Origin of the sequence: Aliidiomarina sp., from assembly GCF_022565475.1 — a bacterium.
Taxonomy (GTDB): Bacteria; Pseudomonadota; Gammaproteobacteria; order Enterobacterales; family Alteromonadaceae; genus Aliidiomarina.
In genome coordinates, this window is the sequence record NZ_JAIUMR010000002.1 from 132,182 (window position 1) to 157,594 (window position 25,413).

General features: G+C 50.5%; 21 protein-coding genes and 2 pseudogenes. 8 read left to right on the top strand and 15 right to left on the bottom strand.

Annotated features, from left to right (window positions below):
- Nucleotides 1–867, bottom strand: coding sequence for an alpha/beta hydrolase (locus LAT77_RS02370; RefSeq protein WP_290562943.1), 867 nt, complete (start codon nucleotides 865–867; stop codon nucleotides 1–3).
- Nucleotides 868–1,049: 182 nt separating this feature from the next.
- On the opposite strand from LAT77_RS02370, the gene LAT77_RS02375 reads away from it, so the two are divergent.
- Together LAT77_RS02375 and LAT77_RS02380 are read left to right on the top strand one after the other, a co-directional pair.
- On the top strand, nucleotides 1,050–2,141 hold the full coding sequence (locus LAT77_RS02375) for a sensor histidine kinase (RefSeq protein WP_290562944.1): 1,092 nt from the start codon (nucleotides 1,050–1,052) through the stop codon (nucleotides 2,139–2,141).
- Nucleotides 2,138–2,734 (top strand): DNA-binding response regulator, encoded by a 597-nt coding sequence (locus tag LAT77_RS02380; RefSeq protein ID WP_290562945.1) that lies wholly within the window; start codon nucleotides 2,138–2,140, stop codon nucleotides 2,732–2,734. Before LAT77_RS02375 ends, LAT77_RS02380 begins: the two co-directional genes overlap by 4 nt.
- Before the next feature lie 10 nt (nucleotides 2,735–2,744).
- On the opposite strand, the gene LAT77_RS02385 is transcribed toward LAT77_RS02380, so the two are convergent.
- From LAT77_RS02385 to LAT77_RS02400, 4 genes and pseudogenes are all read right to left on the bottom strand, one after another.
- Complete coding sequence (locus LAT77_RS02385; RefSeq protein ID WP_290562946.1) at nucleotides 2,745–3,857, bottom strand: diguanylate cyclase; 1,113 nt, start codon at nucleotides 3,855–3,857, stop codon at nucleotides 2,745–2,747.
- 215 nt (nucleotides 3,858–4,072) lie between these two features.
- Nucleotides 4,073–4,189, bottom strand: a pseudogene (locus tag LAT77_RS02390) (glucokinase); the annotation flags it as partial.
- 133 nt (nucleotides 4,190–4,322) lie between these two features.
- Nucleotides 4,323–5,159 carry a putative RNA methyltransferase gene (locus LAT77_RS02395; protein ID WP_290562947.1) on the bottom strand — a complete coding sequence of 279 codons (837 nt, stop codon included), beginning with the start codon at nucleotides 5,157–5,159 and terminating at the stop codon, nucleotides 4,323–4,325.
- Complete coding sequence (locus tag LAT77_RS02400; protein ID WP_290562948.1) at nucleotides 5,159–5,620, bottom strand: DUF4870 domain-containing protein; 462 nt, start codon at nucleotides 5,618–5,620, stop codon at nucleotides 5,159–5,161. Before LAT77_RS02400 ends, LAT77_RS02395 begins: the two co-directional genes overlap by 1 nt.
- A 279-nt stretch (nucleotides 5,621–5,899) precedes the next feature.
- Here LAT77_RS02400 and LAT77_RS02405 point away from each other — a divergent pair, with 279 nt between their 5' ends.
- The 3 genes from LAT77_RS02405 to LAT77_RS02415 all read left to right on the top strand — a co-directional run bounded on the left by LAT77_RS02405 (nucleotide 5,900) and on the right by LAT77_RS02415 (nucleotide 7,976).
- On the top strand, nucleotides 5,900–6,226 hold the full coding sequence (locus tag LAT77_RS02405; protein ID WP_290562949.1) for a helix-turn-helix transcriptional regulator: 327 nt from the start codon (nucleotides 5,900–5,902) through the stop codon (nucleotides 6,224–6,226).
- Nucleotides 6,226–7,536 (top strand): type II toxin-antitoxin system HipA family toxin, encoded by a 1,311-nt coding sequence (locus tag LAT77_RS02410; RefSeq protein ID WP_367118125.1) that lies wholly within the window; start codon nucleotides 6,226–6,228, stop codon nucleotides 7,534–7,536. Before LAT77_RS02405 ends, LAT77_RS02410 begins: the two co-directional genes overlap by 1 nt.
- Nucleotides 7,537–7,766: 230 nt before the next feature.
- Complete coding sequence (locus LAT77_RS02415) at nucleotides 7,767–7,976, top strand: cold-shock protein (RefSeq protein ID WP_126792102.1); 210 nt, start codon at nucleotides 7,767–7,769, stop codon at nucleotides 7,974–7,976.
- 86 nt (nucleotides 7,977–8,062) lie between these two features.
- Here the strand turns inward: LAT77_RS02415 and LAT77_RS02420 are convergent, their stop codons facing one another.
- The 6 genes from LAT77_RS02420 to LAT77_RS02445 form a co-directional block, all read right to left on the bottom strand.
- Nucleotides 8,063–9,472 (bottom strand): GGDEF domain-containing protein, encoded by a 1,410-nt coding sequence (locus tag LAT77_RS02420; protein WP_290562951.1) that lies wholly within the window; start codon nucleotides 9,470–9,472, stop codon nucleotides 8,063–8,065.
- 114 nt (nucleotides 9,473–9,586) lie between these two features.
- Nucleotides 9,587–10,471, bottom strand: a complete 885-nt coding sequence (locus LAT77_RS02425; protein WP_290562952.1) for an alpha/beta hydrolase — start codon at nucleotides 10,469–10,471, stop codon at nucleotides 9,587–9,589.
- On the bottom strand, nucleotides 10,468–11,934 hold the full coding sequence (locus LAT77_RS02430; RefSeq protein WP_290562953.1) for an NAD(P)/FAD-dependent oxidoreductase: 1,467 nt from the start codon (nucleotides 11,932–11,934) through the stop codon (nucleotides 10,468–10,470). Before LAT77_RS02430 ends, LAT77_RS02425 begins: the two co-directional genes overlap by 4 nt.
- Nucleotides 11,935–11,944: 10 nt before the next feature.
- Nucleotides 11,945–12,826: a sensor domain-containing diguanylate cyclase gene (locus LAT77_RS02435; protein WP_290562954.1), complete on the bottom strand. Its 882-nt coding sequence runs from the start codon at nucleotides 12,824–12,826 to the stop codon at nucleotides 11,945–11,947.
- Between the two features lie 72 nt (nucleotides 12,827–12,898).
- Complete coding sequence (locus tag LAT77_RS02440; RefSeq protein ID WP_290562955.1) at nucleotides 12,899–15,331, bottom strand: adenylate/guanylate cyclase domain-containing protein; 2,433 nt, start codon at nucleotides 15,329–15,331, stop codon at nucleotides 12,899–12,901.
- 8 nt (nucleotides 15,332–15,339) lie between these two features.
- A complete protein-coding gene (locus tag LAT77_RS02445) occupies nucleotides 15,340–16,956 on the bottom strand; it encodes an HD family phosphohydrolase (RefSeq protein WP_290562956.1) in 1,617 nt (538 codons plus the stop codon).
- Between the two features lie 212 nt (nucleotides 16,957–17,168).
- Between LAT77_RS02445 and LAT77_RS02450 the strand changes: the two genes are divergently transcribed.
- On the top strand, nucleotides 17,169–17,357 hold the full coding sequence (locus LAT77_RS02450; RefSeq protein WP_290562957.1) for a DUF2892 domain-containing protein: 189 nt from the start codon (nucleotides 17,169–17,171) through the stop codon (nucleotides 17,355–17,357).
- Nucleotides 17,358–17,505: 148 nt separating this feature from the next.
- Nucleotides 17,506–18,431 (top strand): annotated as a pseudogene (locus LAT77_RS02455) (linear amide C-N hydrolase).
- A 4-nt stretch (nucleotides 18,432–18,435) separates the two neighbouring features.
- Here LAT77_RS02455 and kynU read toward each other — a convergent pair.
- Together kynU and LAT77_RS02465 are read right to left on the bottom strand one after the other, a co-directional pair.
- On the bottom strand, nucleotides 18,436–19,674 hold the full coding sequence (gene kynU, locus LAT77_RS02460) for a kynureninase (RefSeq protein ID WP_290562958.1): 1,239 nt from the start codon (nucleotides 19,672–19,674) through the stop codon (nucleotides 18,436–18,438).
- 2 nt (nucleotides 19,675–19,676) lie between these two features.
- Nucleotides 19,677–20,492 carry an alpha/beta hydrolase gene (locus LAT77_RS02465; RefSeq protein WP_290562959.1) on the bottom strand — a complete coding sequence of 272 codons (816 nt, stop codon included), beginning with the start codon at nucleotides 20,490–20,492 and terminating at the stop codon, nucleotides 19,677–19,679.
- Nucleotides 20,493–20,651: 159 nt separating this feature from the next.
- On the opposite strand from LAT77_RS02465, the gene LAT77_RS02470 reads away from it, so the two are divergent.
- Entirely contained in the window at nucleotides 20,652–22,703 is a 2,052-nt protein-coding gene (locus tag LAT77_RS02470) for a PAS domain-containing protein (protein ID WP_290562960.1), read from the top strand.
- 45 nt (nucleotides 22,704–22,748) lie between these two features.
- Here LAT77_RS02470 and LAT77_RS02475 read toward each other — a convergent pair whose 3' ends face one another.
- Together LAT77_RS02475 and LAT77_RS02480 are read right to left on the bottom strand one after the other, a co-directional pair.
- Nucleotides 22,749–24,713: an Ig-like domain-containing protein gene (locus LAT77_RS02475; protein WP_290562961.1), complete on the bottom strand. Its 1,965-nt coding sequence runs from the start codon at nucleotides 24,711–24,713 to the stop codon at nucleotides 22,749–22,751.
- A 121-nt stretch (nucleotides 24,714–24,834) separates the two neighbouring features.
- On the bottom strand, nucleotides 24,835–25,392 hold the full coding sequence (locus tag LAT77_RS02480) for a YIP1 family protein (protein WP_290562962.1): 558 nt from the start codon (nucleotides 25,390–25,392) through the stop codon (nucleotides 24,835–24,837).
- Between the last annotated feature and the right edge of the window lie 21 nt (nucleotides 25,393–25,413).

Consider the following 25,413-nt stretch of genomic DNA (forward strand, 5'->3'; position numbering starts at 1 on the left):
TTAAAGCTCGGTCATAAACGCCTGAATCATGGTGACCAACCATTCAGGAGCGTCGGCCATAATGAAATGGCGCGATTGCTCAGCAAAGGCAAAGCGGTGGTAGTGCTTTGCCACGTGCTCAAACTGGTCTTCATAGTTTTTTTGCACTTGCTCGGCGGTCGCATACGGTGCGCCATTTTGCAGGGCGCCAAGCGTCAACATAGGTACCTGTAAACGGGCCAGTTCCTCACGCAGGTCAGCCATCATTAGTTCGCCCATGACTTGACCAGAGGTCATGCCGTCAGAGCTGAACATGTCGGCAACAATCCGCTCGTGCCAATCGCTGTTATTGCTCATGCCAGCCGCCATCGCGTGCGGGTCGAAAGCAGATGGCGCTGTTTCTGCCGCGTCCTGCTCGAATGGCCCGAATAAGGCGCCCAGTGCCGGTAGGCTATCCACATTGACCACGCCGGCGAGCAGTTCAGGATGCGTTAACGCAAGTTGCATTCCAATAAACCCACCGAGTGAATGACCAACGATAACCGGTTCAGTGAGGTCATGGCGAACAATATAATCCTCAATCGCCGAGCGTTGTGTGTGAATAAATCCCTGTTGTAACTGCTCAGCTGGCAGCGCCGGTAGACCGGCAAAACCGGCTAACTGGAAAACGTGCAATTGATAACTGTCTTTCAGCGCTGCAACCGTGTCGTCCCAGACGCTTGCAGACGACGATAAGCCAGGAATGAGCAGAATCGGCTGGCCAGTGCCATAAATGGTGACGTTGAATTCCGGCGTTTCAAGCGTTCTCGGCGCATTCTCGTCGAGAGCAGCGAAAGCAGGGTTGGTGGCCAGAAATAAGATCGTGACAAAAAGTGTTTTGATGTTCATCGTTGATTGCTCCAGTGGTTAAATTCGAAGCAATTATCCGACTTGGCGCGGGCCATTGGAGCTGTCCAATGTCACGGATTCGAGATGCACTTCGCATTTTATTTGATGACAAGTGTCACTAGCGTGGGCAGGAGAACACGATTAGTATGTTGCTCAGAAATTATGCATAGGACGAACGCACGATGAGCACGCACATAGAGCAATTACCGCAAAAGTATTCTTGGGTTTACCTCGTTAACCTGGTGTTTTTCTTTATTCCTTTCTTCGTGTTTCCCTACTCACTGGTCGAAGCCGCAGTTATGTTGCTGGGACTAGGGGTGTTTTTATGGCTCTACTTTACCGCCTACAAAAGCACGCAGGCGATGATGTTTAAGTATGCAGTTGCCATTGCCGCGCTCGGCTTTGCCTTGTTGTTAATGAACCCTGGCGCAGTGGCTTTGCTGGTGTTTTCTGGATTTTTCTTCGGTTATGCTTTGCCGTTGCAGCGTTACCTCCTCAGTGTTGGTGCTTTGATTGTCGGTGTTGGCCTGTTTGGCTATATCGGCCCCGGCAATTTTCACCCTTTCTTTCTGATATCGATGCCAGTTATTGCGTGGATTAGCTTCTTTGGCTGGGTCGAACAGAAGAAAATGGAGCAGCGGCGCGCGAAGGAACGAACCAACCAAGAAATTGAATATCTAGCGGCCAGTGTCGAGCGTGAGCGCATTGCTCGGGACTTGCACGATATCCTTGGACACACCTTGTCGTGTCTTGCGCTGAAAGCTGAACTGGCAGAAAAATTGCTGGCGCATGGCCAAGTTCAAGATGCCCAACAGCACCTTAGCGAGCTCAGCCAAACCGCTCGTGATGCCCTGACTCAAGTGCGTCAGAGCGTGTCGGGCTACAAACATGACGGGCTTAAAAACGAAGTGACGCGTCTGCGTAATCGTCTCGCTGACAGCGGTTTTAAGGTCACGGTCGAAGGTGACATACCGCTGCTTCCGGCACAGCTCGAAACGGTTCTTGTGCTCGCCTTAACCGAATTAGTCACCAATGTTTTGCGGCATAGTCAGGGCGATGCATGCGCTATTGAGTTTTCTCAACAAGCGGGTCACTGCGTCCAAGTCTATGACAATGGAACGGCGCAGACGCTCGACGAAGGTAATGGTTTGCAGGGTGTGCGAGAGCGCTTGCGTGCTTTTGGCGGCTCACTTGAGCTTGCGGTTACTGCAGACGGCACAGCTGCTCGAATCATGCTGCCGTTACCAGCGACATCAACGCCGGAGGCTCCATGAAAATACTACTTGCTGAAGACCAAGCTATGATTCGCACAGCCCTAGCGAGTTTGTTGCAGCTTGAAGGTGGGTTTACGGTTGTTGAAGTCGCCAATGGCAGTGACGCGTTAGTCCAGCTGCGAAACGCCGAATTTGATGTGCTGCTAACCGATATCGAAATGCCTGGCGCTACGGGAATCGAGCTGGCGCAATTCGTGCAAAAACACAAGCTAGCTACCAAAGTGGTCATCTTTACGACGTTTGGTCGCAGTGGTTATGTCAAACGTGCGATGGATGCGAACGTCAGCGGTTTCCTGCTCAAAGACGCGCCCGTGCAAAGTCTCATTCAAGCCATTCACGACGTCATGGCAGGCAAGAAAGTGGTCGACACGCAACTTCTACTCGATTCACTCGGCAGCCAAGATCCGTTAAACGATAAAGAACGCAACGCCTTGCGCTTGGCTGCCGAAGGCAAAAGCACCAGTGAAATTGCACAAGCGCTCTTTATCGCGGAGGGCACCGCGCGCAACTACCTTTCCGAAGCGATTAGCAAGTTGAATGCTGCAAATCGTATCGACGCTGCGCGGATCGCTAGTCAGAAAGGCTGGTTGTAGCTGTACCCAACTACAATTTCCGCTTCGCATCATAAAGCAGAATATCTGCATGGCGCATGAGATCTTGCACGTTGTTTGCTTGTTCTGAAGCGCAAGCACCAACACTAAAGGTCATGGCTTCACCGAGGTTTAGTTCGCTTTGCGAAGCGAAATCGTAGCGCAACTGGGAAATAATCTGCTCGTGTGCAATTGGGGTGTTGGTGGGCAGTAATAAACCGAACTCTTCTCCGCCGAGTCGGCCGCTAACACCCAACATATTTGTTTCTAGTTTCAGTAAAAGCTTGCCGAAAATCCGCAATACTTCGTCACCGGTTGCATGGCCAGAACGGTCATTTACCGCTTTAAATTTATCGATATCGATAAAATACAAAGTGAAACGCTCACCTTCTTGAATTCGGACGCTGACCGCTTTTTCGAAACTTTGACGATTGTGGATGGCGGTCAAATAGTCAATGTTAGCGCGCTTTTGCAGCTTCTCGTCGGAGCGCTCTTTGAGAAAACCAATAAAGCCTATGCCATTACCCAATGCACTAATGAACGTAGTAAACATGAACAACTGATTACTAAATACGGCTTGGGTTATGATGTAATCTGGGTTGTTGACCGCAAAGAGTCCGCGCATGAAACATAGTAGGGTAATGAAAAGGTTTACCGCCAATAATACTTTTGGAAAAACACTGCCCAGATGTTGGCGGCTGAGCCGATACAGCGCGTAGACATTCATACCCAGCGGCACGACCAAGAGAAATGAAATGGTCACCACGGTCAGGTTGTTCGGGCCATCACCGCTGGTGAAATGTACAAGCGTGAAAATGGCACTCGAAAGCACGAAACCGCTAACGAGATACAGGGCGGATATCTGGGTTTTTGACAGCCGCAAGTAAGCCTTAACTTCGGCCCAGCAGCCCAAAATAATGACTAGGTTAGCTACCCAACGTAGATCATTTGACGCGTAATAGAGGGCAATTGCATAAACAGCAAATGAAATGGCTTTAATGAATTGAGCCTGAGCCCAGGGTCGACAAGCCGCATGGGATTCTGGGTTGTTCACTTGCTGCCAACTGTAGAGCGCAAATGTCAGGTTGGTAATGCCCGTGAGCACTATAATTGTGAGTATGTCCATGCGTTTGTGGCATTTCCCATGAAGCCATTGAAGCCTAGTTCGAAACTTTATGGCTTTATGCACCAGCTTGCAAGTATTCTGACTTTGAAGGACTAACTGGGCAACGGAGATACTATGAACGAACTTTTTATCCTACTCACGCCGCAACTCGCAGCTATCCCAGCAAAAACATTGCAAAGCCCAATCGGCAGGTGCGTGTTGCCAGTGTGAAAAGCTCATGATTGACGTTCCAGTTTTTGTTTTAAATATTGGCCAACACCGCGCAAGCCTGCGTATTCAGCGGTGATCACGAAACAAGGAATGGCTTCGGCGACTTTGCAAAAGCGTCCTTTGTGTGCAAAGCGCGGAAAGCTAGTTTGGTATTCTCATTGCCTTTACCGTGACGCCGACCATAGTAATGCAGAGCTCGAGCGCGACAGAATCGAGTTTTTGCGCCGCCGGAATTGATTGTGCGGAATTCAACGTCTAGTCGCAGTTAACGAACTCACGCAGCCAAACATCAACGGTGACGGTCAGCTCGGAAAGTGCCTCCGCGCGAGATCTTCCTTCGCTGCTGGCGCGATAAAGGTGTGGCGTCATGACCAGCAGGTCACGAACAGCTTGGTTGCTAGGTAGGGTGACTGTGAATGTTACGCGCTGTTCGCTCGTTAACTGCCAGCTCGCGCCGGTAATTGGTAACTGATACGGCTTAGCTTTCACGTCCGTGTATATGACTTGTTTTAGCTCAATGAGATGATTCTCGGCGGGATCGACCATGATTAAGCGCCCATTTGGCGCAAGAACCCGAGCAAACTCTGCTTCGACTGGAAAGCCGAACACGCACAGCAGGGCGTCGATACTGCCTGCAGCAATTGGGATTTGATTGTTTGAGGCCACCAGCCAAGTTGCACGTTTGTCGCTGCGCGCCGCAGCTTGCACGGCCCATTTGGAAATATCGAGGGCGACAAGGTCTATATTCAGCCCGCTAGTTTGCGCAGCATCCAAGATCTGACGTAAGTAATAACCCTCACCACAGCCGGCGTCGAGTATGCTCTTTGGCTGTTGTTGTAAAACAACGCGTGTCAGCGCCTCTGCCAGTGGCTGATAAAAGCCACTGGCGAGAAACTCGGCGCGTGCCTGCACCATGGCTTTACTGTCGCCGGGATCCTTCGAGCGCTTGTTCTGCACCGGCAACAGGTTCACGTAGCCCTGCTTAGCTACATCGAAGCTGTGACCGTTTTCACAGCGCCAGGTTTTGCCATCGAGTACCAGCGCCGAGCCGCAGTTCAGCGGGCAACACAGTTTAGTGAATGGCTGCACCATTAGACTTTAAAGAACTTAATGCTCAGTGGATAGTGCCAAAGTTCGCCGTCCTTCGCTTTCATTGCGCCGATAATGGCAAAGACAACGTGGCAAATAACGAGTGCGAACAAGATAAAGAAACCAACTAGTACCGCTGCCAAAATGAGGCCGACGATTGAATAGATGACTGAGCTGATTAGCCAGTTCGCCACAATACGACCGTTTTGGTCAATGAACGGCTCTTCTTTCTTCACCAGCCAGAGTACGATGGGCACGATTAAGCCGATCCACGGAAAGACCAAACCAAGTAAAAGCGACAGGTGAATGAACATGGAGTAATCGCGGCTGTCGGTTGCGTTCAGCACCGAGCCTGTTGGACGAGGATCGTCGAGCAGCTTTTTCTTTTCTGCTTGATACTCCTCCTCACTTAAAACTCCATCTTCTTTTAGCTTATGTAAATCACGTAATTTTTCGGTATCCATAAGATTTTCCTTGTTATTCTTTTTCTTGAGTGCGCTAGCGCGTATCTGCGAATGTAGCCCGAATTTCTTAAAACAACAAGCGAGTGACTTCGCCTTGGGCATGAGCTCCGCTCTGAATGAATTTAATTAAAGTATAAATTTAATTACATAAAGTGGATTTTTTGCTATTAGTGGGCATTATTAATTACATTGATTATATTTTTTGATATCGTGAAGTAATGTGCTAAATTAGTATCATAAGTGAAAAAAGTGACGTTAAAGTAATGAAAAGGTATCACTATGCGGTTCAGAACGGCGCCTGTCGAAGCGATTCTTGCGGAGCTTGGTCAACGACTCAAGCAGGCTCGCCTCAATAAGAATCTAACCCAAGAAGACGTTGCCAAAAAAGTCGGGGTGGCGCGGCGCACCGTTGTTGAAGCGGAGAAAGGCCATGCGCGGTTGGAAACTTTTGTAGCAATTCTACAGGTGCTTGGTGTCGCTGAACAGCTTGAGAACTTCTTACCCGAACAAGATCTTTCGCCTCTGGAAATATTGAAACTCAAAGGGAAAAAGCGCCAACGAGCAAGTGGTCAAGTCGACGATAGCGAGGGCATGGAACAATGGTAATGGAAGTTGTTACGGTTCGCTATAAGGGCGAGGATGCCGGCGCGTTAAGCTTTGATACCACAAAAGGGTACGGCAGCTTTCAATATACCCCCAGCTTTATTAAGCGTGGCGTCGAGTTGTCGCCATTGACCATGCCCTTACAACCAAATCCGTATTCCTTTCCTGAACTGAACTTTGAAACTTTCAAAGGACTAACGGGCTTAGTCGCCGACTCATTGCCCGACGACTTTGGTAATGCCGTCATGAATGCTTGGGTAGCGGCACAAGGCAAGTCACCCCAGGACATAACGCCACTGCAGCGCCTACAATATACCGGCGTTCGTGGCATGGGCGCGCTGGAGTATGCGCCGGCCATAAACAAAAGGCTCTTAAACAAAGCGCAGCAAATAGAAATCGATAGCCTTATCGCGGTTGCGCAAGAGGTGATGAATAGCCGCGACCAGTTTTCAGTTAACCTCGCAACTGACCGTCAAGCCGACCGCCAAGCCATGATGGAGCTCTTATCGGTTGGCATGAGCGCAGGTGGTGCGCGGCCGAAAGCGGTACTAGCGTTTAACGACGACTTCACGCAAGTTCGTTCAGGGCAAACCACAGTGCCTGCAGGGTTCACTCACTATTTGATGAAGTTCGACGGTGTCACCGAGCACAATGCCAATCGCGAGACCTTTGGTGACCCAAGTGGTTTCGGTGTGATGGAGTATATCTATTATCGCATGGCCACAGCAGCCGGTATTCACATGGAGCACTGTGCGCTTTTACCCGAAGGCAATCGGCGACATTTCATTACCAAGCGTTTTGACCGCATCGGGAATGACAAGGTGCATGTGCAAACTTTAAATGGCCTAGCTCACGTCGACTACAAGAAGCCCGGTTCGTTTTCCTACGAAGAGCTATTCAGTGTCGGTCGTGAACTGCGTTTAAGTCGTGACGAGGCAGAACAACTGTTGCGGCGAATGTGCTTTAACATTGTCGCGCGCAATCACGACGATCACAGTAAAAACTTTGCTTTTATGCTTCCTGATAAGAAATGGCAACTAGCTCCAGCTTATGACGTTGCCTTCAGCTATAAGCCCGGCAGTAAGTGGGTCAACAGCCACTGGATGAGCTTAAACGGCAAACGCGAAGACTTTAGCCGTAAAGATTTTTATGGCCTCGAACGGTTCGGTAAGATTTTCAGTCCCGCGAATATCGATCAGATTCTCGACGAAACCATTGAGCAGGTCTCGCAATGGCGCACACTCGCTGTCGCGCATGAACTACCCGAGCATTTTATTCAGCAAGTGGAACAAGGTTTGCGTTTAGATTTGTAAGCCTTGTCGTCCCTTCAAGCTTCGCAGGTAGTAAAACTATTTCACGAATAAGTTTGACTTCCTGCCAGATCAGCGTAGAGTGCACGTCTCTGGTTAGTAAATATTCAGTTGTTCTACACTTCGTTGCCACATTATTCGTAATTAACTCCGTTCTGTTGCATTAACCGCTCTTATTTTCTCTCCAATGCATGCCTCGACAGGCGATTTTTATTATTTTAGGAAGTTTAATTATGTCTAATACAGTTACTGGTACCGTTAAATGGTTCAACGAAGCGAAAGGTTTTGGTTTTATTGAGCGTCAAGGTGGAGCAGACGTGTTTGCTCACTTCAGCGCGATTGCCAGCACAGGTTTCAAAACCTTAGCTGAAGGTCAAGCAGTGTCTTTCACTGTGACCCAGGGCGCGAAAGGCCCACAAGCTGAAAATATCGTTGCTATCTAAATCAACGTTTGGTGTGGTCACAGGCCGCATCCGTTGACAAAGACAATGATGAAACAAGGAGCCGCGAGGCTCCTTTTTGTTGTCTGCTAATCACTCACAATCTGATCGCGACCATTCTGCTTGGCCCGATACATGGCTTGGTCGGCACGGGCAATGAGGCCTTCGGGTGTATCACCCGGGCGCAACTCAGTGACGCCGACAGAGCAGGTTTGTCCGCGCGGCACACTTCGACGCATCCGCTCCAGCAATGGAATAGAGGCTGAGGCACTGGTTTCCGGTAAAACCACAACAAATTCTTCGCCACCAATTCGAGCGAGTCGATCACTTTGGCGTAAGACGGTCGACCAATTTGCGACCAATTCCACGAGTAAAGCATCACCTTCGGCATGGCCATATTGGTCGTTAAATGCTTTAAAGCGATCTAAATCGGCAAATGCGACCGTCAGTGGCTTATCGAGTCGTTGCGCACGGTACATCTCATGGCTTAAGACTTCATCGAGAAAGCGTCGGTTGCCGGCTTGGGTGAGCGGATCAATGCGGGTCAATTGTTCGAGCTTGTCCGCTTGTTCGTGGGTTTTCCGAATCAGCCCCGCCATGCGGTAAATCACCAGTAAAAAGAGAATAATCGACACGAATGCAGCGACGCGAACGGTTAGGACATCAGCACCAGCACTGAATAGAATGACTACCGGGGCCATCACTGTAGCCAGACTTAATACCAGTAGCCGTCGACTTGACATTTCCGCGGCTGACGCATGATCTTCAGGCACTTTCGTAGCTGAAGGATGCCACACGGCGACGGCTATAAATAGATATGCAGTTAGCCACAAACCATCGGTAAGACCACCTGCCAGATACCAACCACTGGAATTACCATGGGCGTACAACATGTCGGCAGCCAAATACGCAAGCATGCCAATCAGTAAGAAGTAATGTGAAAGAATGCGCGAACGATTAATAAAAATAAGTCGTATTATCAGTGGTAAAACGACTAAGTCTGCTACTGGATAGGCGGTCAGAACGATCAATTGCGTCAACGCCAGATTGGCCTCTAAATAAGGCGCGATCAAATAACTCCAGGCCGGTACTGCCGCTGCCACACCGACGATTACGGCGTCGGTCAGTGCGCCGTCGGAGCGGCCACGATGGCGGCCGAGCGTCCACAGCGCGAGAATGAACAATGGATAAACGGCTAAGTAAAAGGCGTCGGCAAGTGACGGAACCGGCTCTAAACCGTATAGATCGAGCCAAAACCAAATAATGTGACCAATTGCGGCCAACGCCAGAGCGCTAGCGATATACAGCCAGGCCTGCCCGCGAAATAAGGGGCGCTGCTGTCGCACGGCAGCAAAAACGGACACACTCGCCGCAGCGGTAATCACGACATACAGCAAACCGGCAAATTCTCCATAGGGAATCATGACATACAGCGCAATTACGAGTAAGCCGATAATCAGTAGCGATTGCCATGGCGAAAGAGGCTGAATGCGCGTCAAGCTATGATTCCTCAAAACAGACGATAGCGCTGCTGTGGTCAGATTTTGTACCGAAGGTGTATTTTACGGGGTTTCTGCGACGACAACAAGTACTCACGATGAGGTCTACCCTATCTACTGTGGAGGCGCTAAGGCCTGTAAGGCTTGTTTCACCGCTTGGGTCGCTTCTGGCAGCTGATGACAATGTAGTTGGAAGACATGCCACATGCCTTCAAAAACTTGTAAGTCTGCCGATACTCCGGCTTTCACTGCGGCTTTGTGCAGTTCTACGGCGTCATCTAGCAAAATCTCATCGGTACCGACTTGAATTAGCATGCGGGGTAAACCCTGTAAGTCAGCAAAAAGCGGCGAGCAAAGCGGATGTTCGCGCGGAGTCTGCGTACAATAAGCTGCTGCACAGTGTTGTAAACCGGATGGCAAGAGCATCGGATCGAGTGCCGCATTGCCAAAATGACTGGCGCGAGTCACGGTGAGATCCACCCATGGCGAGAACAAGGCTAATCCACGCGGTAACGGCACACCTTCATCGCGTAAGCGCACGGCTAAGGCGACACTGAGACCTCCACCGGCGGAATCACCAGCGACGATAATATCGTTAGGGCTAATGGCTTTATCCAGCAGTGCCTCATAGGCTGCTACGGCATCGTCGAGTGCTGCTGGAAATGGCTTTTCCGGTGCCAGACGATAATGGGGCATCCAAACCGTAGCGCGACCGATCACGGCTAAGCCATCGACGATTTGGCGATGGGTAGACACATCACCAAAGACGTAGCCTCCGCCATGCAAGTAGAGTATGTGCAGGGAGCCGGCGTGTGCCGCTGCTGCTTTGTAGGTCACCACGCCACCTAAGATCAATTCATCGCGCTGAACACCGCGTTGTTTGCGTTGCAGAAGTGCCGCACTCTTCATCAATTTGCGTCGCAACGAAAATGGCACGCGCGGGTGAAACAGCGGTTGAATCGCGAATTTAATCAGTCGGCGTAGCTGTTGTTTTTTCATGATGGCTCTCGCACCCAGTCATAGTCATCGACCTTTACGCGACGCGTCATCCAGCGGTAACTAAAGGTAAAACCAAACCAGTTGACGACATTGCGGCCGTTGTCGTCCAAATACCAAGAACTGCAACCGGACGACCACACGGTATTGTCTAATTTCTTTTGTAGTTTAGTGACATAGTGCTGCTGGCGCTCTGGCTTTACATCCATCGTCACGGCCCGGTGGCGTTCAAGTGCCCGCAAACACTGCAGGACATAATGCATTTGCGACTCGAGCATGAGTAAAATAGAGCTGTGAGAAAGATTGGTATTCGGGCCATAGAGCATAAATAAATTGGGGAAACCGCTGACCGATATGCCTTTGTAAGCTTCGGCACCTTGCGCCCATGCCTGATTAAGGTCAATGCCCTGACGACCAATGACCCGTATTGGGGTTAGAAATTCCGTCGCGCGAAATCCCGTACCAAGCACTAAAACGTCACTTGGATGTTCGACGCCATCGGCGGTCACAACGCCGCGCGCGGTGACACCTTTAATCGGCGAGGTGACCAGATCAACATGAGGTAAATCGATGCTGCTATACCAGTCGTTAGCCAAAAGGATGCGATTACAGCCAATCTTGTAATTCGGGATCAGTTGTTGGCGTTTCTGCTCATTGCTCATGTCACGGCGGGCTAGCCGGTGCGCTTGCCACTCACCATACTTTAAGAGCCAATTAAAGCGCGTAAACACCACCGCACGTGACTCGGTTTTTAAATACAAAAAGGTGCGGTACAAGCGAGCAACACCGGGGATATTCTGGAAACACCAGTGTTCCCAACGATGAAAAGGCCGGTCGTTTTTGCCAATCACCCAAGAGCCAGAACGCTGAAAAACCTGTAAGCGCTTGGCAATTTTGCTCAGTTGCGGCACGAATTGAATGGCGGAAGCGCCAGTACCGATGACGCCAACCGTTTTGCCGGTAAGCTCGACGCTGTGATCCCAGCGCGCTGAATGAAAGACTGGCCCTTGGAAGTCCGCCAACCCGTCAATGTTGGGATACAGTGGCTGGTTCAGTTGGCCAACAGCGGTAATCACGGTGCGGCTGAGGAGGACGTCGCCACTTGCCAGCGTGACGTGCCACAACTTTGCGCTGTCGTGAAAGCGCATTTCGGTCACTTCGGCATTGCAACGTAAGTGCGGTTGCAGATTGAACTGGCTGACACAAGACTCGATATACCGCTGAATCTCGGCTTGCGAACCGTAGCGGCGCGACCAATCGCGTTTCGGCGCAAATGACAGTGAATAGAGGTGAGATTCGACATCGCAGGCAGCCCCAGGATAGGTATTATCGCGCCAGGTTCCACCGACACTGCCCGCTTTTTCAAGGACGAGAAAATCGTGGCGACCGGTTTTTTTTAGTTGAATGGCCATGCCAATGCCACCGAAACCGGAGCCAATAATCAATGCGTCATACGTCTTGGTCATGGACGTGCACTCACTTGGCGAATTTATTACGGTACATGGAATGATCGGCATGCTGAAGTAATTGTTCAATGGTAAGCCCATGCACAGGCCAGAGTGCAATGCCGATGCTAATGCCAATATTAATCGGGAGCGACTCCACCTGCAGTGGTTGCGCGAACGCCTCGTCAATCTTTTTTACCACGGTATTCACCGCAGCTTCGGGGGCTAACTGGCTGTTACCGACATCGACAAGCACCACAAACTCATCGCCGCCTAAGCGAGCAATGGTGTCGGTCGGACGAACCGAATGTTGTAACCGTTGGCCGACGGCTTTTAAAACTTCGTCGCCGAAGGCATGACCTTGTTCATCGTTCATTTGTTTAAACTTGTCTAAATCGATGTAGAGCACGCCAAAACCGCGCTGAGAACGCTGGGCACGGGTGATCGCACCTTCGGCTCGGTCCGCAAATAACACTCGGTTGGGTAGCCCCGTTAACGAATCCGTGAGGGCCATCGACTCCAGCTTTGCTATCAAGGCTTCACGCTCGACTTCAAGTCGTTTCTGCTCAGTAATATCCCGAGCAACGCCGACGCGAACTTGGTCCTTTTCGGACCAACGTGTCGTCCAGTGAATATCGATCGCGTGACCGTCTTTGTGAATGTACTTGTTCTCGAAGTGGACGACATCACCGCCGGCGTTAACGCGGGCGGCCTGACGCAATGACGCTTCGCGATAATCCGGGTGCATGAATTCATAGATCATCCGACCGACCATTTCGTCCGGTCGATAGCCAAACACCCGCTCAGCGCCTCGGCTCACATAGCTGATGCGGTGATTCGGCTCAACCACACAAATTGCTTCAAGCAGCAAATCAAGATATTCAGCAAGTTCTGCAAACGCAGTGGAGGACATAGATAAGCTCGGTATCTTTTTATTGTTGTTAGCGATTGTTTATTAAGCCACCGTTTTTTGTAACCTGCAAATTTAATGCGGCGGATCGAGGAGATTCGCTGCTGCAGCGCGCATTGCTTGTCGTTGTTTGTTAAGACCACTTAACCACTGCTGAAAGCGCGGTTCGTCGTGCAGCGATGCAAAGTACAAGTTTTGCTCGGGGGTGTATCCGAAAAGTGTGGAGTGCTGCAACGTAATGATGCTCTCGGCGTGTAATTTCTCGAGCTCGTCGAGGGCGGCCTGTCGCTCACCCATCAAGGCAAGGACTTCGGCTCGAGTATAGACAATCCCGTAGATGCCGCGGTACGCAAGGTCGTTCTCTTGTAGGCGTGCCCAGATCCGCTCAAATAATGCGTTGCTTTCGTGCGTTTCCCCAAGCTGACGCAAACTATAGGCCTTGACCATGGCGGATTGAATTTGCGTACGGTCGAGACGTTCTTGCGGATTTTTGAGGCTACTTAGCGTCGACACCAGCTCAATTGCCTCGGTATAGCGCCCGATACTCATCAGCAGTTGAGCCAGCGGCGTCAAGGCTGTTTGTTGTCGCCCGGTAGCGTAGGCTTCCGCCAGTGAAGCCAGTGACGCATCGATATCGCCTTGAATCCATTCCGTGGTTCCTTGCATCGCCAAGCGGTAATACGGCTCTTCAATCGGTTGTGCCCAACCCATGGCTTGTTCGGTGGCATGCAAATAGTTAGCTAACGTCGCGGCATTGAAATAAAAGTGACTGTGCGGTGTGTGCTTGAGTTCTTGGTGAATAAGTTCTAATGCTTTGTCGAACTCGAAGGTGACAAACGCGTAATAGTTTTTCAGACAATAATAACTCGTATGCGGATCGTGGAGCTCGTCTTTCAATCGATGACAGAGTGCTTGCATCGCCGGGAAGTCGCCATAATACATGTGATAAAAAGCTTGTGAGCCGACATAGAGAGGATTGAGCGGATCGAGTTCGAGAATCCGCCGGAAGTACTGATTCGCTAGGTCATTGCGCGTGGTAAAGCTAAGAATATTGCGATAGGACATGAGCAGGCCAATATCATTCGGCTCTTGCTCCAAACCTTGCAAATAGTAGGATTCGGCGCCGTCGATGTCACCACTCAAATAGGCCACATAGCCCGCAAAGCGTAGTACATCAGTGCGCTGACCGAGTCCGCGTTCTAGGTACTCGTCGACTTGATGTTGCAATTCAGCCAGCGTCTCTGCAAATGGCAGGAGTCCACTTCCGACCATAAATCCACGTTGCAAAGAAACCGCAACTTCGGCTTCAATAAAATCAGGATCGAGTTCATGGGCGATTTCATACCAGCGCAACCGCTCGAGTCGATCTTGATAGGCGCTGCCGGTTGTGTCACGAGCACGCAAAAACGCCTCGTAAGCCGCTAAACTCTCAGTGCCGCGCGGGGTTACTTTGGTGAGTTGTAAAATGTCCGGAATTTCGTTGGCGACGGCGATAGCAATATCATCTTGAACGTCAAAGATAGCCGTTGTCGTCAGGGTCCGCTCAAATGATTCTTGCCAAATCGCGCGCCCCGATTGCGTGTCCACAAGCTCCGCCGTAATGCGCATACGTTCCCCCGCACGACGCACACTACCCGTAAGCAAATAACGCACGTGCAACTGCTCGGCTATCCTAAGCGGATCTTCACTTTGGTCACGGAAGCGGAACGACGAAGTGCGAGCGGAGACCCGTAAGCCATCAATTCGCGATAACGTCAGGATCATTTCTTCCGAAAGGCCATCGGAAAAATAGTCGGAGTCGCTTTCATGGCTGAGGTTACGAAAGGGTAAAACCGCAAGCGTGGCTAAATCACCCTTTCCGGAGGTAGTGGTTGTCGTGATCGGAGGCTCTTGATTCGGCGCAATGCTGCTCGGCGGCCAATTCAACCAGACCAGAATCACTAATCCAAGCAACACGGTCAGAGCCACAGCGATCTGAACAGCCGACGCTTTGGGTTTGGGCGCAGCAGTGACCGGTTGACCTTGTAAGCGAAAGACCTCAATCGGCTTGGCGACGTTCTTTAGACGCTTTTCACCTTGACTGAGTACTTGAAAATTGTCGTGGCCTAGCAAGGCTTGAGCAATCCCGTCGCTCACGAATATGTCGCCTGCGCTGGCCTCAGATTCAATCCGCGCAGCGACGTTGACGCCATCACCATAGACATCGTCGCCGGCGAGAATGATGTCACCTAAGTGCAAACCAATCCGAATTTGAAAGGGGGCTGCATCAAGAGCTTGCTGCAATGCCAACGCACAGGATGCCGCTTCAATGGAACTCTTAAAGATACATAAATAGCCATCGCCGAGTGCCTTGATCAATTCACCATGATAGGCGGGAAGCAGTCCTTTTAGTTCATGGCGAACCTGACGAACAGCAGCTATCGCTTGTTTTTCGCTGGTCGACATGAGCGACGTATAGCCGACAATGTCGATAAACATAATCGCGCATAACTTGCGGCGTTCGCTCATGACACTCCTTATCCTTTTTCTCTAAAGTTGTAGTGCAACAAAGCGTCTTCGTCGACCGAATCAAGTTGTTCGGCTTTTAGATGTTTCTTGGCGTAGTCGAGGTAAACTTTCTTGGAGACAAAAAGCGCGAAAATATCAGGATCAAGATGATAGTTCTCAACCATGCCTTTCATGATGCCCAAAGCCTGCGAAAGCGGCATGGGCTTTTTGTATGGGCGTTCATGCGCAGTCAGTGCCTCAAACACATCTGCGACACCCATCATGCGCGCGGGAATCGACATCTGATCGCGAGTTAAACCACGCGGGTAACCGCGCCCATCCATTCGTTCATGGTGTCCGCAGGCATACTCAGGAACGCGCTGGAGATGCTTCGGAAAGGGCAGCTTTTCCAACATGGCGACGGTATGGACCATGTGATCTTCCATAATCTTTCGTTCTTCGGCGTTGAGCGTGCCGCGTCGAATGCACAGGTTTTGGCACTCTTCTGCCGTGATCACGGGTCGGATTTGCCCGGCGCTGTCAGTCCAGGTCAAACCGGCAAGCTCTTCAATCCGCGCAATGTCACTGTCGCTGAGGAACTCGCCACCAATATTGACCTTGCGCAAAAAGTCCTCGGTGGCATGCATCGCAGCCAGTTGCGCGTCAAGCTCAGGCCGCGGTTGTCGCGCTGACGGGTCTTGCCGAAACCATTGTAGCTCAAGATCTTTTGCGGCCAGCTGCAAGCGTTCACAGACAGCGTCGATGCCGTCGCGCACAGTTTCGAGTTTGGTCGACTTTTCCATCACATGATGGGGGGTGATGATCTTGCCACAGTCATGTAGCCAGGACGCTATTCGTAATTCATATTCATCTGCTGGGCTCAGTGTAAATTCTTCCAAGCCGGGGAACTCCGCACCACTGGCAGCTTTTGCGATCATCATCGTGGCATCGGGAACGCGTCGACAATGGGCGCCGGTAGAGGGTGATTTGGCATCGATGGCGGTCGCGATGACTTCCGTAAAGCGGTCAAATAGCTGATGTAACTCGGTGATTAAATTTTGATTCGTCAGTGCCACTGCGCCTTGTGAAGCAAGTGATTCAGTTAATTCGCAATCATCGTCGTCAAAATGAGTGACCACGTCGTCGACTTTTTTGTTGATGAGCTGTAACGCGCCGATAACATCGCCTTCGTGGTTGCGCATGGGCACCGTTAAAAATGCTTGGGAGCGATAACCGGTGCGGCCATCGAAGGCTTTCGTACCGCTGAAGTCAAACTGATGATTGTTGTAGACATCGTCAACGCGAACTGTTGTTGCGGTCAGAACGGACTGGACGACGACCATGTTGTCGTTGGCCTGCCCAGACTCCAAATAGAGTGGGATATCGGGGAACTGTGCCCCGCGTTCGGCAACGGCGCAATTGACATCGAGCTGGAGCGATTCATTTTGAATGAAAGCAAAAGAGAGCGTTTGTGTTGCCGCATTGACAAGATAAAGAGAGCCCGCATCGGCTTGCGTCAGCTCGCGTGCGCTTTGCAAAATCGCGCGCAAAAGTGCGGAGTGACTGCGCTCTGCAGACAATGCAATCCCAATCGCGTTGAGTTTTTTTACCTTGTCGACTCGTGAATGTGGTCTCGATGATGTCATTTGAGTACTTATCCTTAACGACTCAGACTCGTTGGCTAACAAATTAACGTTGACCATAAGCATACTAACGAATTTTTAATCACTTCACCAATCGGTGGTAAATACGCACATTCAACATGCGACTGAGGCAGATTGCCACGGCAATAACATGCGCGACTTTGATGAATTTAGTCTACGCTTAAAGCGGACAAACAACCCAAAAGGAACGTCTCATGGCTAGTATGGTCAATGTCGGAACTGCCGACCGTGCAATTCGCATTATTGTTGGTCTTTTGCTCGCAGTTTGGAGTATTAATGCTGGTAACTTTTGGTGGATTTTGGGTATCGCACTGATTGCCACAGGTATTTTCCGTTTCTGTGGTTTGTATCGGCTGCTAGGTATCAACACCTGTAAGACGTAAACCAAGACTCGGAGTATTCATGAAAAAATCGCTTTCTGTCGTAGCTGCGGCAGTATTAACCGTGGCCGCTACCTACGTTCCTTAGTCCCATGCATGTACACGCCTCGTTTATTTGGGTCCTGACAATACGGTGCTCACCGGTCGGAGTATGGACTTCTCCATCGACATACCCGCAAATCTGTGGATATTTCCTCGTGGCATGGAACGTCAGGGCATGGTTGGCCCGAACTCGATTGCGTGGAAGTCGAAATATGGCAGTGTCGCCGCGAGTTCATGGGATATTTCCACACCCGATGGCATGAATGAGAAGGGCTGGTAGCCAATATGCTGTGGCTCGTTGCTTCTGAGTATCCGACCTTTGATCCGCAAGGTGATCAGCCGGGCCTTACGATTTCCGCTTGGGGGCAATATGCGCTGGATAATTTTGCCACCGTCGCCGAAGCCGTTGAGTTTTTCAGCGATGTACCCTTTGCGATTGTTTCTGACTTTATTCCCGGCACGGATAAATTCACCACAGTGCATCTTTCCTTGTCTGATGCGACGGGTGACAGCGCGATTTTTGAATATATCGGCGGTGAGCTTCAAATCCACCATAGCCGAGACTATCAAGTGATGACCAATGACCCGCCGTTTGAACAGCAGCTAGCAATCAAGAGTTATTGGGACACGGTGCCGGGGCAAGCATTTTTGCCGGGTACTGGTAAAGCAGCTGATCGTTTCGTTCGTGCTTCCTACTACTTAAACATGATCCCACAAACCAGTGATCCACGCATCGCAGCCGCTAGCGTATTTAGTGTCGTTCGCAATGTGTCCGTACCTTACGGCATTGGTTCACCCGAGCAACCGCATCTTTCCAATACCCGCTGGCGTGTGGTGGCAGACCAACGAAACTTGATTTACTACTGCGAAAATGTACTAACGCCGAATACGGTTTGGGTTAACTTCGCCAATGTTGATTTTAGTGAAGGGGCAGATGTGAAAAAATTAGAACTCGACCGCGAACAAATCTATGCGGGCGAATCGAGTTCTTATTTTGTCGCAGCGGAGCCGTTCCAATTTCAAGGTCTAGAATAACTGCTCAGGTGACCTGATTGCGCTGCTGAAACTTGGGGTTGAGGTAGCGCTTCTCTTGCATAATCTTCGCGAGTCGCTGTACAGCTGACTCCACTTCGGCGTAGCTATTGTAGAGTGGTGCGAAGCCGATACGTAGGTACTCAGGCGCGCGAAAATCGGCAATCACACCGTCGGCGATCAAGGCTTGGCAAATTGCGTACGCTTGTTCATGCTGAAACGCGAGTTGGCTGCCGCGTTCCTCAGCATGGGCTGGCGAAATGCTGGGCATTTCAGCCAGTAAATGATGCTTGTCCATACACTCTAACCAGTAGTTCGCTAGACCGATCGACTTATTGCGCACATCATGCATGCTGACATCGGCGAACAGGTCGAGCGCCGCATCGACCGCCACTAACGACAGCACCGGCGGTGTACCTGTGAGAAACTGACGGATACCTTGCGCTGGCGCGTAGTCGACAGCAAACGCAAAGGGTGCTGCATGACCCAACCAACCATAAAGTGGTTGTAAAGGCTGTGTTTGCGCGTCGAGATGGCGTTTGGCGACGTACAAAAATGCTGGCGCCCCAGGGCCCGCATTAAAATACTTGTACGTACAGCCCACTGCAAAATCAATGTCGTTAGCCTCCAGATGAACCGGCAAAGCACCGGCACTATGGGCAAGATCGACAATGGTCAAAGCGCCCAGCTTTCGTGCTCGCTCACTGAGATGGGCCATCGGTAAGCGTCGCCCGGTGCGGAAATTCACTTCTGTGACCAACACTGCGGCTGTATTTTCATTGATGGATTGCAGTAGTGAGTCTTCACTAACTAAACGCAAGGTGCAGCGCTCACCGAGTAATTGTTCAATCCCTTGAACCATGTACAGGTCGGTTGGGAAATTGTCTTCCGTGGACAGTATTTCCTGCCGTCCTTGGTTAATTTGCAGCGCGGCACACAGTACTTTAAATAAATTGATGGACGTCGAATCGCAGCAAATCGTTCGCCCTTCTGGCGCACCGATTAATCGGCCAATTTTGTTACCGACGGTTACCGGCAGGTCGATCCAACCATGTTTATTCCAGCTTGTGATCACGTCATCGCCCCACTCATGACGCAACGCTTGGTTCACGCGCTCATGCACGGACGGGGCCATCAGCCCCAATGAATTGCCGTCTAAATAAATGGTATTGGCTGGGATGTGAAACGCAGCACGCTTGTGCGCAAGTGGATCGTCTTTGTCGAGCGGATGCACGGCTGTCGTCATGATTACCTCGTTAATTCTGGATAGAGACTGCGAATGGTCGCAAGCACTTGTGCGAACGCCTCGGTGCCTGGATGAATCAAATCAAAATGGCCGGCGCCGGAGATTTCTACTGCTTCCGCGCCATCGAGTTGTTGTTGCTCGGCACCGACAATCGTATCTTGATCGCCATGGAATAAAAAGACCAGCGAATGGCGTGATTGATAAACTGGATTCATCGCTTCGGCCTGCTCGGGTGCGGTGGCCATGAAGTTCGCGCCCGCTTGTTGGCAGCCACTTTCACCTGCTGCATATGCTTCAATATCGGTGATCGCCGCCAGTCCCAATACGCCCCGAACCGGCAGTCGTCGTTGCGGTTGACTCGCTAACAAGGCCAAGTGGCCACCCGCGCTATGACCCACGAGCGTGAAGCTGTTCGGTCGATAGGAAGGTGCATCAGCGCTGCTTAACACCTCAATCGCAGTGACAATATCCTCTAAGCTTCCAGGCCAACCACCGCCTTCGTCGTTTAAGCGCCGATACTCCACCAACGCCACGGCAAAACCGTCGTCACGCAAGCCTTCGGCAAAACCGCGCGCATGGTCGACACCGAAACTGTTTTGCCAGCAACCACCATGAATATAGACGATTAAAGGAACGTCACTGGAAGCAGACTCTGGAAAATAGAGCTCAACGAACTGCGGTTCGGCGTCGCCATAATGAAGAATTTCATGGGCGCGAGCGGTTGAACGTTCCATCACCTGTTGAAAACTGACCGGCGAGTTTAACAGAGGTGTCGTGATCAACAACCAACTGAAAAGAAAGCTGAGCGCATAAGGCACAGTTGAGGCTCCTTTAAATTACCTGACAATGTTAAAACCAAAATCAAAGTTTGCGCGTAAGTGCCCTTAAGACAGCGCTATGACGTTACTCATATCCGACTATTATCAAATATTGATCAGTGCTAATATTTAAAAGTAAAGCTCAATGGAGTGAATCGTTTGCAGAATCAGTCACATTTTATGACTGCGTCGCAGTCACATATCCTGAACATTCTTCATAACTCAGAAATTGGCTTATGGGAATGGGATATGCAAAACGACATCAATCAGATCAATGAGCGTTGGGCCGCCATGATTGGTTATACAGTGGCGGAGCTTTCCCCGCTGACCTTTACCCGCTTCCAGAGTCTAATTCATCACGACGATGTTGCTATAGTTGGTGCTGCGCTTGACGCGAAAAAAGCCGTACCGGAACATTTGTTTAGCTGTGTATTTCGCATGCGCCACAAGCATGGACATTGGGTTTGGGTGAAAGCGCGCGGAGACTATAGTCGTTTTGAGGGCGATCAACCGGTAGCTATGGCGGGCGTGCACTTTGAAGTCACTGAGTTGATGGGTAAAATTGAACTTGATCGCGTCGTCTACCAGCAGCTCGACGAGTTGATGGCAGGTACGCGCGTTGCCTTTTATGCATTTGAACCAACGCCACCTTTTCATGTGAGCTACGTTTCGCCGAACCTAACTGCCGAGTTTGGTTTGTCGATGCACACTGGTGAAATCAATCGCGATTGGCAGGAACGCCTGCACCCAGATGAACGTGAATACGTTATCGCGGAGTTTCGTCAGTTCATGGCATCGAAAACCAGGACTGATTTAATCCGTACTTTTCGGATGCAAAATAACGAAGGAGTCTATCAGTACATCGAAGATCACTGCCACAAAGTGTTTGAGAACGGCAAACTCGTGCGCGTAGTTGGCTCAGCGCAAAATGTCCAAGAGTTTATGGACAAAGACCGGCTCTTGAAGCGGATCGCCGATGTTGCTCTGGGTTTACTGTATAAATTCGTGCAGCGTCCTGATGGCACGATTAGCTTTCCCTTCGTGAATAAATCGATCTTCGAAATCTACGGCGTGACTGCTGAGGAAGTCACCGAGGATGCAACGTCAGTATTCAATACAATTCATCCAGATGATGTGCAACATGTTGCTGACTCCATTGAACAGTCTGCAAAAACCTTAAAACCATGGGATTGTGAATATCGCGTGATTCGCGAGAATGACACCATTTGGGTGCGCGGACAGTCGGTACCCGAACTCGAAGCCGATGGTTCGATAGCTTGGTACGGCCTGATTATGGATATCACTGAGGCGAAAAAGACCGAGCAACAGCTTCGTGACTATCAAATGCAACTCGAGCGTGTGCAAGAAATTGCCAAACTTGGTCATTGGCGAGCCGATATGGCGACGGGTGAACTCTTTTGGTCTGACATCATTTACGATATCTTCGGCTTCGATAAGTCGGAAATCACACCTTCAGTTCAGCTCTTCAGTAGTTGTGTTCACCCCGAAGACATCGAAGCGGTGCGCGAAAGTGAACGGGTCGCGATGGAAACAGGCTTGCACGATGTTCAACACCGGATTATTCGTCCGGATGGCGAAGTTCGATGGGTGCATGAATTAGCTGACTTTACTCAAACCGACGGAAAGGGTAAATATCTTACCGGAACCGTGCGTGACATTACCGAAACTAAGCTTCTCGAGCTTGAGTTACGGAACTTGTCAGACACCGATGCGTTAACCCAAGTTGATAATCGGCGTTCATTCTTTTTAAAAGCACTACCGATATTCAACCGTCAAAGTCGGACGCAACTGCCGGTGAGTGTCATCATGTTTGATATCGATCATTTCAAACACGTGAACGATCAATATGGCCATGCCGCGGGCGATCAAGTGTTGGTCAAGGTCAGTAGAGCGGTGCGCAATCGTCTACGCGGCATGGATGTGTTAGCACGCCTCGGAGGCGAAGAATTTATTGTCCTCACGGAGGGTATTTCACTGTCGCAAGCCGCGAATGTTGCTGAACAACTGCGAGAGGTGATTGGCGGGTTGAACATCCAACTTGATCGTGATCGACATTTTTCAGTCACAGCCAGCTTTGGGGTTGCGGAGCGCCTGACGGATGAGTCAGTTGACGAACTTTTAAACCGTGCCGATAAAGCTATGTACAGAGCAAAGCAGCAGGGCCGTAATCAAGTTGTTGTAGCTGAATAATAGGTGTTCATCCCCAGCCGAAGTTGGGGATGAACATTTTCCACTCTACTCGTCTAAATACACTTCACTATCCACTGCAATCGCGCGACCGGCCGCGTCTACCATACCAGCGCCAAAGCTTAAATAGAACGATTGGTCGGCGGGCAGCGCAGTGCGTTGCTCATTTTCAAAACCATCCAGCGACACCACCAAGTGCAAGGTATTCTCCAGCCACACGGGCAGATAGGGGACCTCGGCATGCGTACTCGCATGGCGTAATTGCAAATTCGCCTCAACACTGTCACGGTCGACTGCTTGCGAAAACTCAATCGTCACTGAACTTCCCAATGCCTTGTCAAAAATCACTGCGGCGCCTGTCGTCTCATGGCTGGGCGAGTGATCTGGGATACGCAGATCAATGACGTTATCAATCTCGATGAACTGGCTCCGCCAGCGGAAATACGTGGCTTTAGAAACCTCTTCTTCATCGGCACCGGCCAGTAATTCCGCGAGATTCACCACTTGCACCCAATGTTGGCTGGCATAGGGGCGAGTAAACATGACAAAGAGTTGGTCACCAATCACCTGCAGACCATAACTGCGCTCTTCGTTTTGTCCTAGATTCAGTGGTAACAGCAAACGACGGGTTTCACCGCTGATGGCATTGATCATCATGATAAATTCTTGTTCCCAAGCGTTTCCGGCCCTTGCTTCTGCCATGTAAGCTAAAAACCAATCGCCATAGACGGCTTTAAAGCTGCCGAGATGACTCAGTCCAGCGAAAACGAGTGACTCATCGTAGAAAATGGGCTCGGCCTGCGGCGGTAGGATTGAATACATCCGTTTTGGCTCGGTACTTTGATTAAACAAACGCCCGTGTGGTCCACGGAAAATAAAGCCGAACGGACCACGCAGCGAGTCCGAAAAGTCAGCCCGCTCGATGCCGTCCGCATCGGCATGAACGATACGTGCCGAGAGGTTTCGGTCAAGTGCAAAGACTGTGTCGGCGTCGTCATAGTAAAGACCACCGGATGCGATGGATTGCACGTGGCTGAGTTCGCCATCGCTGTACTTCTGAATGACATAACCCGCGTCGTCGCCGCTGGTGGTGAGCGCTTCGATGAAAAGTTCGCCATGTGGATTGGCATGCATGGAGAATACGCGTTGGTCGGTCGGGGTGATGGCTTCAACATGGCCATCCAGGTCTAGTTGATAAACAGCGTTGGCGTTGTCACGTGCAACCCGACACCAACCGGTGAATTCACAATCGCCGGTGACGGTATAGGTCGTTGCAAAGAAATACAGGACGCCGACCCAATTCCCTTGCTCGTCCGTACGTGGATCCACCCGCAAAATGGGGTTTTCTTTACGTGGTCGCGTCGAATCGAAACCAGCGAAAATCAAATCGGGTGCCATACATGCGTACTCATCCGTGCTGCGGTCAACTCTCACCAAGCCACAGTTTTCGGTATGGACAAAATAGTTTTCGGAATCGGTACCGCCCAAGGCCAAGAAAACATAACGGCCGTCGGGACTGGTCGCAACATCATAGGCGGCGATATCGACGTTCGCTTCGGCAATAAAACGATAGTCGCCTTCGCTCGTCCAACCGACGAGATTGGACGCTTCCGTGAATGTGCTCACATTTTCGAATTCGTCGCGCGCATAGGTCAAGCGGAAAAGGGTTTCGACGTCTTCGGTGTGGAATGCTAATTCGATCGGCGGACGACCGAAATAAGCGGTAAAGTCGCACGGCGCAGTGACCGGGCCAACCGTATATTTATCGCCGTCTAACCGACCATTACAACCATCGGCACCATGAATTACGAAATCGTCGTAGGGCTCCAAGGTGAAGACATAGGTTCTGCCGTGCAAGGCGGAAACAGCGTTTGGCGTCAGCTTGCCGGGACCATAAGCGAACGCCTGCACCAGATGTCGCTGTTCGGGTGGTGGCTCTGACCCACCACCACCGCCGCAACCGACGAGAGCTGCGGTTAGCCCGAAGGCAAGGATGTTCTTCCAATGATTCATGACTACTCCAAAAAAAGAAGCACCCGAGCGGGTGCTTGAGTCGAAGATTTCATGTTAATGGATCGTTAACAAAATAGCTGCGATAAATTTGTAAACGTGTGTTGCGAGATAAATTGGGTATTTAGTACATCCAAATAATCAGCATCAACAACACCCAAGCCGCAAGCGATGCCGACATAATGGTATAAGTGGCGGACATACTCGTGATATCTATCGACGCGCGATGGCTTAATGCGCGTGTGCCAATGTAGACAATGACACAGGAGGCAATCAGACCAATGCCAACGACGAAGGCAGCGATTAACGCACTGGGAAAGAGTAAACCAACTGAAGAAAGCCACATCGGAATAGGCGCAATACCAGCGAGTAGGTAAGCATCATGATAGGTAATTTCCAGTTTGTTCTGTTCGAGAACGGAATGAATTAACCAACCCATGACAAAGAATGTCAGCAATTCGGCCAGAAAAAACGTCGTGGTAATAAACTGCCAATTCTTATTGGCAAACTCGGGTAAAAAGCCAGCGCCGTAATGGGTGCCGTTAAAGTACAAAAAAATAGGTGGCAGTAACGACAGTGGAATTACAAGTTTCCAAGCAAGGGAGGGAATATCGATGTCCATACCCTGTAATTGACCCCAACCTTTGCCCGAAAAGGGCAAGAAGAGAGTTGCAAGTTTCATAGCGCTTCCTTAAACATACAT

Excerpts from the sequence above, each read along its gene's own strand:
- LAT77_RS02435 (WP_290562954.1), bottom strand. The coding sequence starts at position 12,826 with ATGTCCTCCACTGCGTTTGCAGAACTTGCTGAATATCTTGATTTGCTG.
- LAT77_RS02475 (WP_290562961.1), bottom strand. The coding sequence starts at position 24,713 with ATGAATCATTGGAAGAACATCCTTGCCTTCGGGCTAACCGCAGCTCTC.
- LAT77_RS02480 (WP_290562962.1), bottom strand. The coding sequence starts at position 25,392 with ATGAAACTTGCAACTCTCTTCTTGCCCTTTTCGGGCAAAGGTTGGGGT.
- LAT77_RS02410 (WP_367118125.1), top strand. The coding sequence starts at position 6,226 with ATGGAAGTTGTTACGGTTCGCTATAAGGGCGAGGATGCCGGCGCGTTA.
- LAT77_RS02380 (WP_290562945.1), top strand. The coding sequence starts at position 2,138 with ATGAAAATACTACTTGCTGAAGACCAAGCTATGATTCGCACAGCCCTA.
- LAT77_RS02370 (WP_290562943.1), bottom strand. The coding sequence starts at position 867 with ATGAACATCAAAACACTTTTTGTCACGATCTTATTTCTGGCCACCAAC.
- LAT77_RS02415 (WP_126792102.1), top strand. The coding sequence starts at position 7,767 with ATGTCTAATACAGTTACTGGTACCGTTAAATGGTTCAACGAAGCGAAA.
- LAT77_RS02395 (WP_290562947.1), bottom strand. The coding sequence starts at position 5,159 with ATGGTGCAGCCATTCACTAAACTGTGTTGCCCGCTGAACTGCGGCTCG.
- LAT77_RS02405 (WP_290562949.1), top strand. The coding sequence starts at position 5,900 with ATGCGGTTCAGAACGGCGCCTGTCGAAGCGATTCTTGCGGAGCTTGGT.
- LAT77_RS02445 (WP_290562956.1), bottom strand. The coding sequence starts at position 16,956 with ATGACATCATCGAGACCACATTCACGAGTCGACAAGGTAAAAAAACTC.
- LAT77_RS02430 (WP_290562953.1), bottom strand. The coding sequence starts at position 11,934 with ATGACCAAGACGTATGACGCATTGATTATTGGCTCCGGTTTCGGTGGC.
- LAT77_RS02400 (WP_290562948.1), bottom strand. The coding sequence starts at position 5,620 with ATGGATACCGAAAAATTACGTGATTTACATAAGCTAAAAGAAGATGGA.
- LAT77_RS02385 (WP_290562946.1), bottom strand. The coding sequence starts at position 3,857 with ATGGACATACTCACAATTATAGTGCTCACGGGCATTACCAACCTGACA.
- LAT77_RS02440 (WP_290562955.1), bottom strand. The coding sequence starts at position 15,331 with ATGAGCGAACGCCGCAAGTTATGCGCGATTATGTTTATCGACATTGTC.
- kynU (WP_290562958.1), bottom strand. The coding sequence starts at position 19,674 with ATGACGACAGCCGTGCATCCGCTCGACAAAGACGATCCACTTGCGCAC.
- LAT77_RS02450 (WP_290562957.1), top strand. The coding sequence starts at position 17,169 with ATGGCTAGTATGGTCAATGTCGGAACTGCCGACCGTGCAATTCGCATT.
- LAT77_RS02375 (WP_290562944.1), top strand. The coding sequence starts at position 1,050 with ATGAGCACGCACATAGAGCAATTACCGCAAAAGTATTCTTGGGTTTAC.
- LAT77_RS02425 (WP_290562952.1), bottom strand. The coding sequence starts at position 10,471 with ATGAAAAAACAACAGCTACGCCGACTGATTAAATTCGCGATTCAACCG.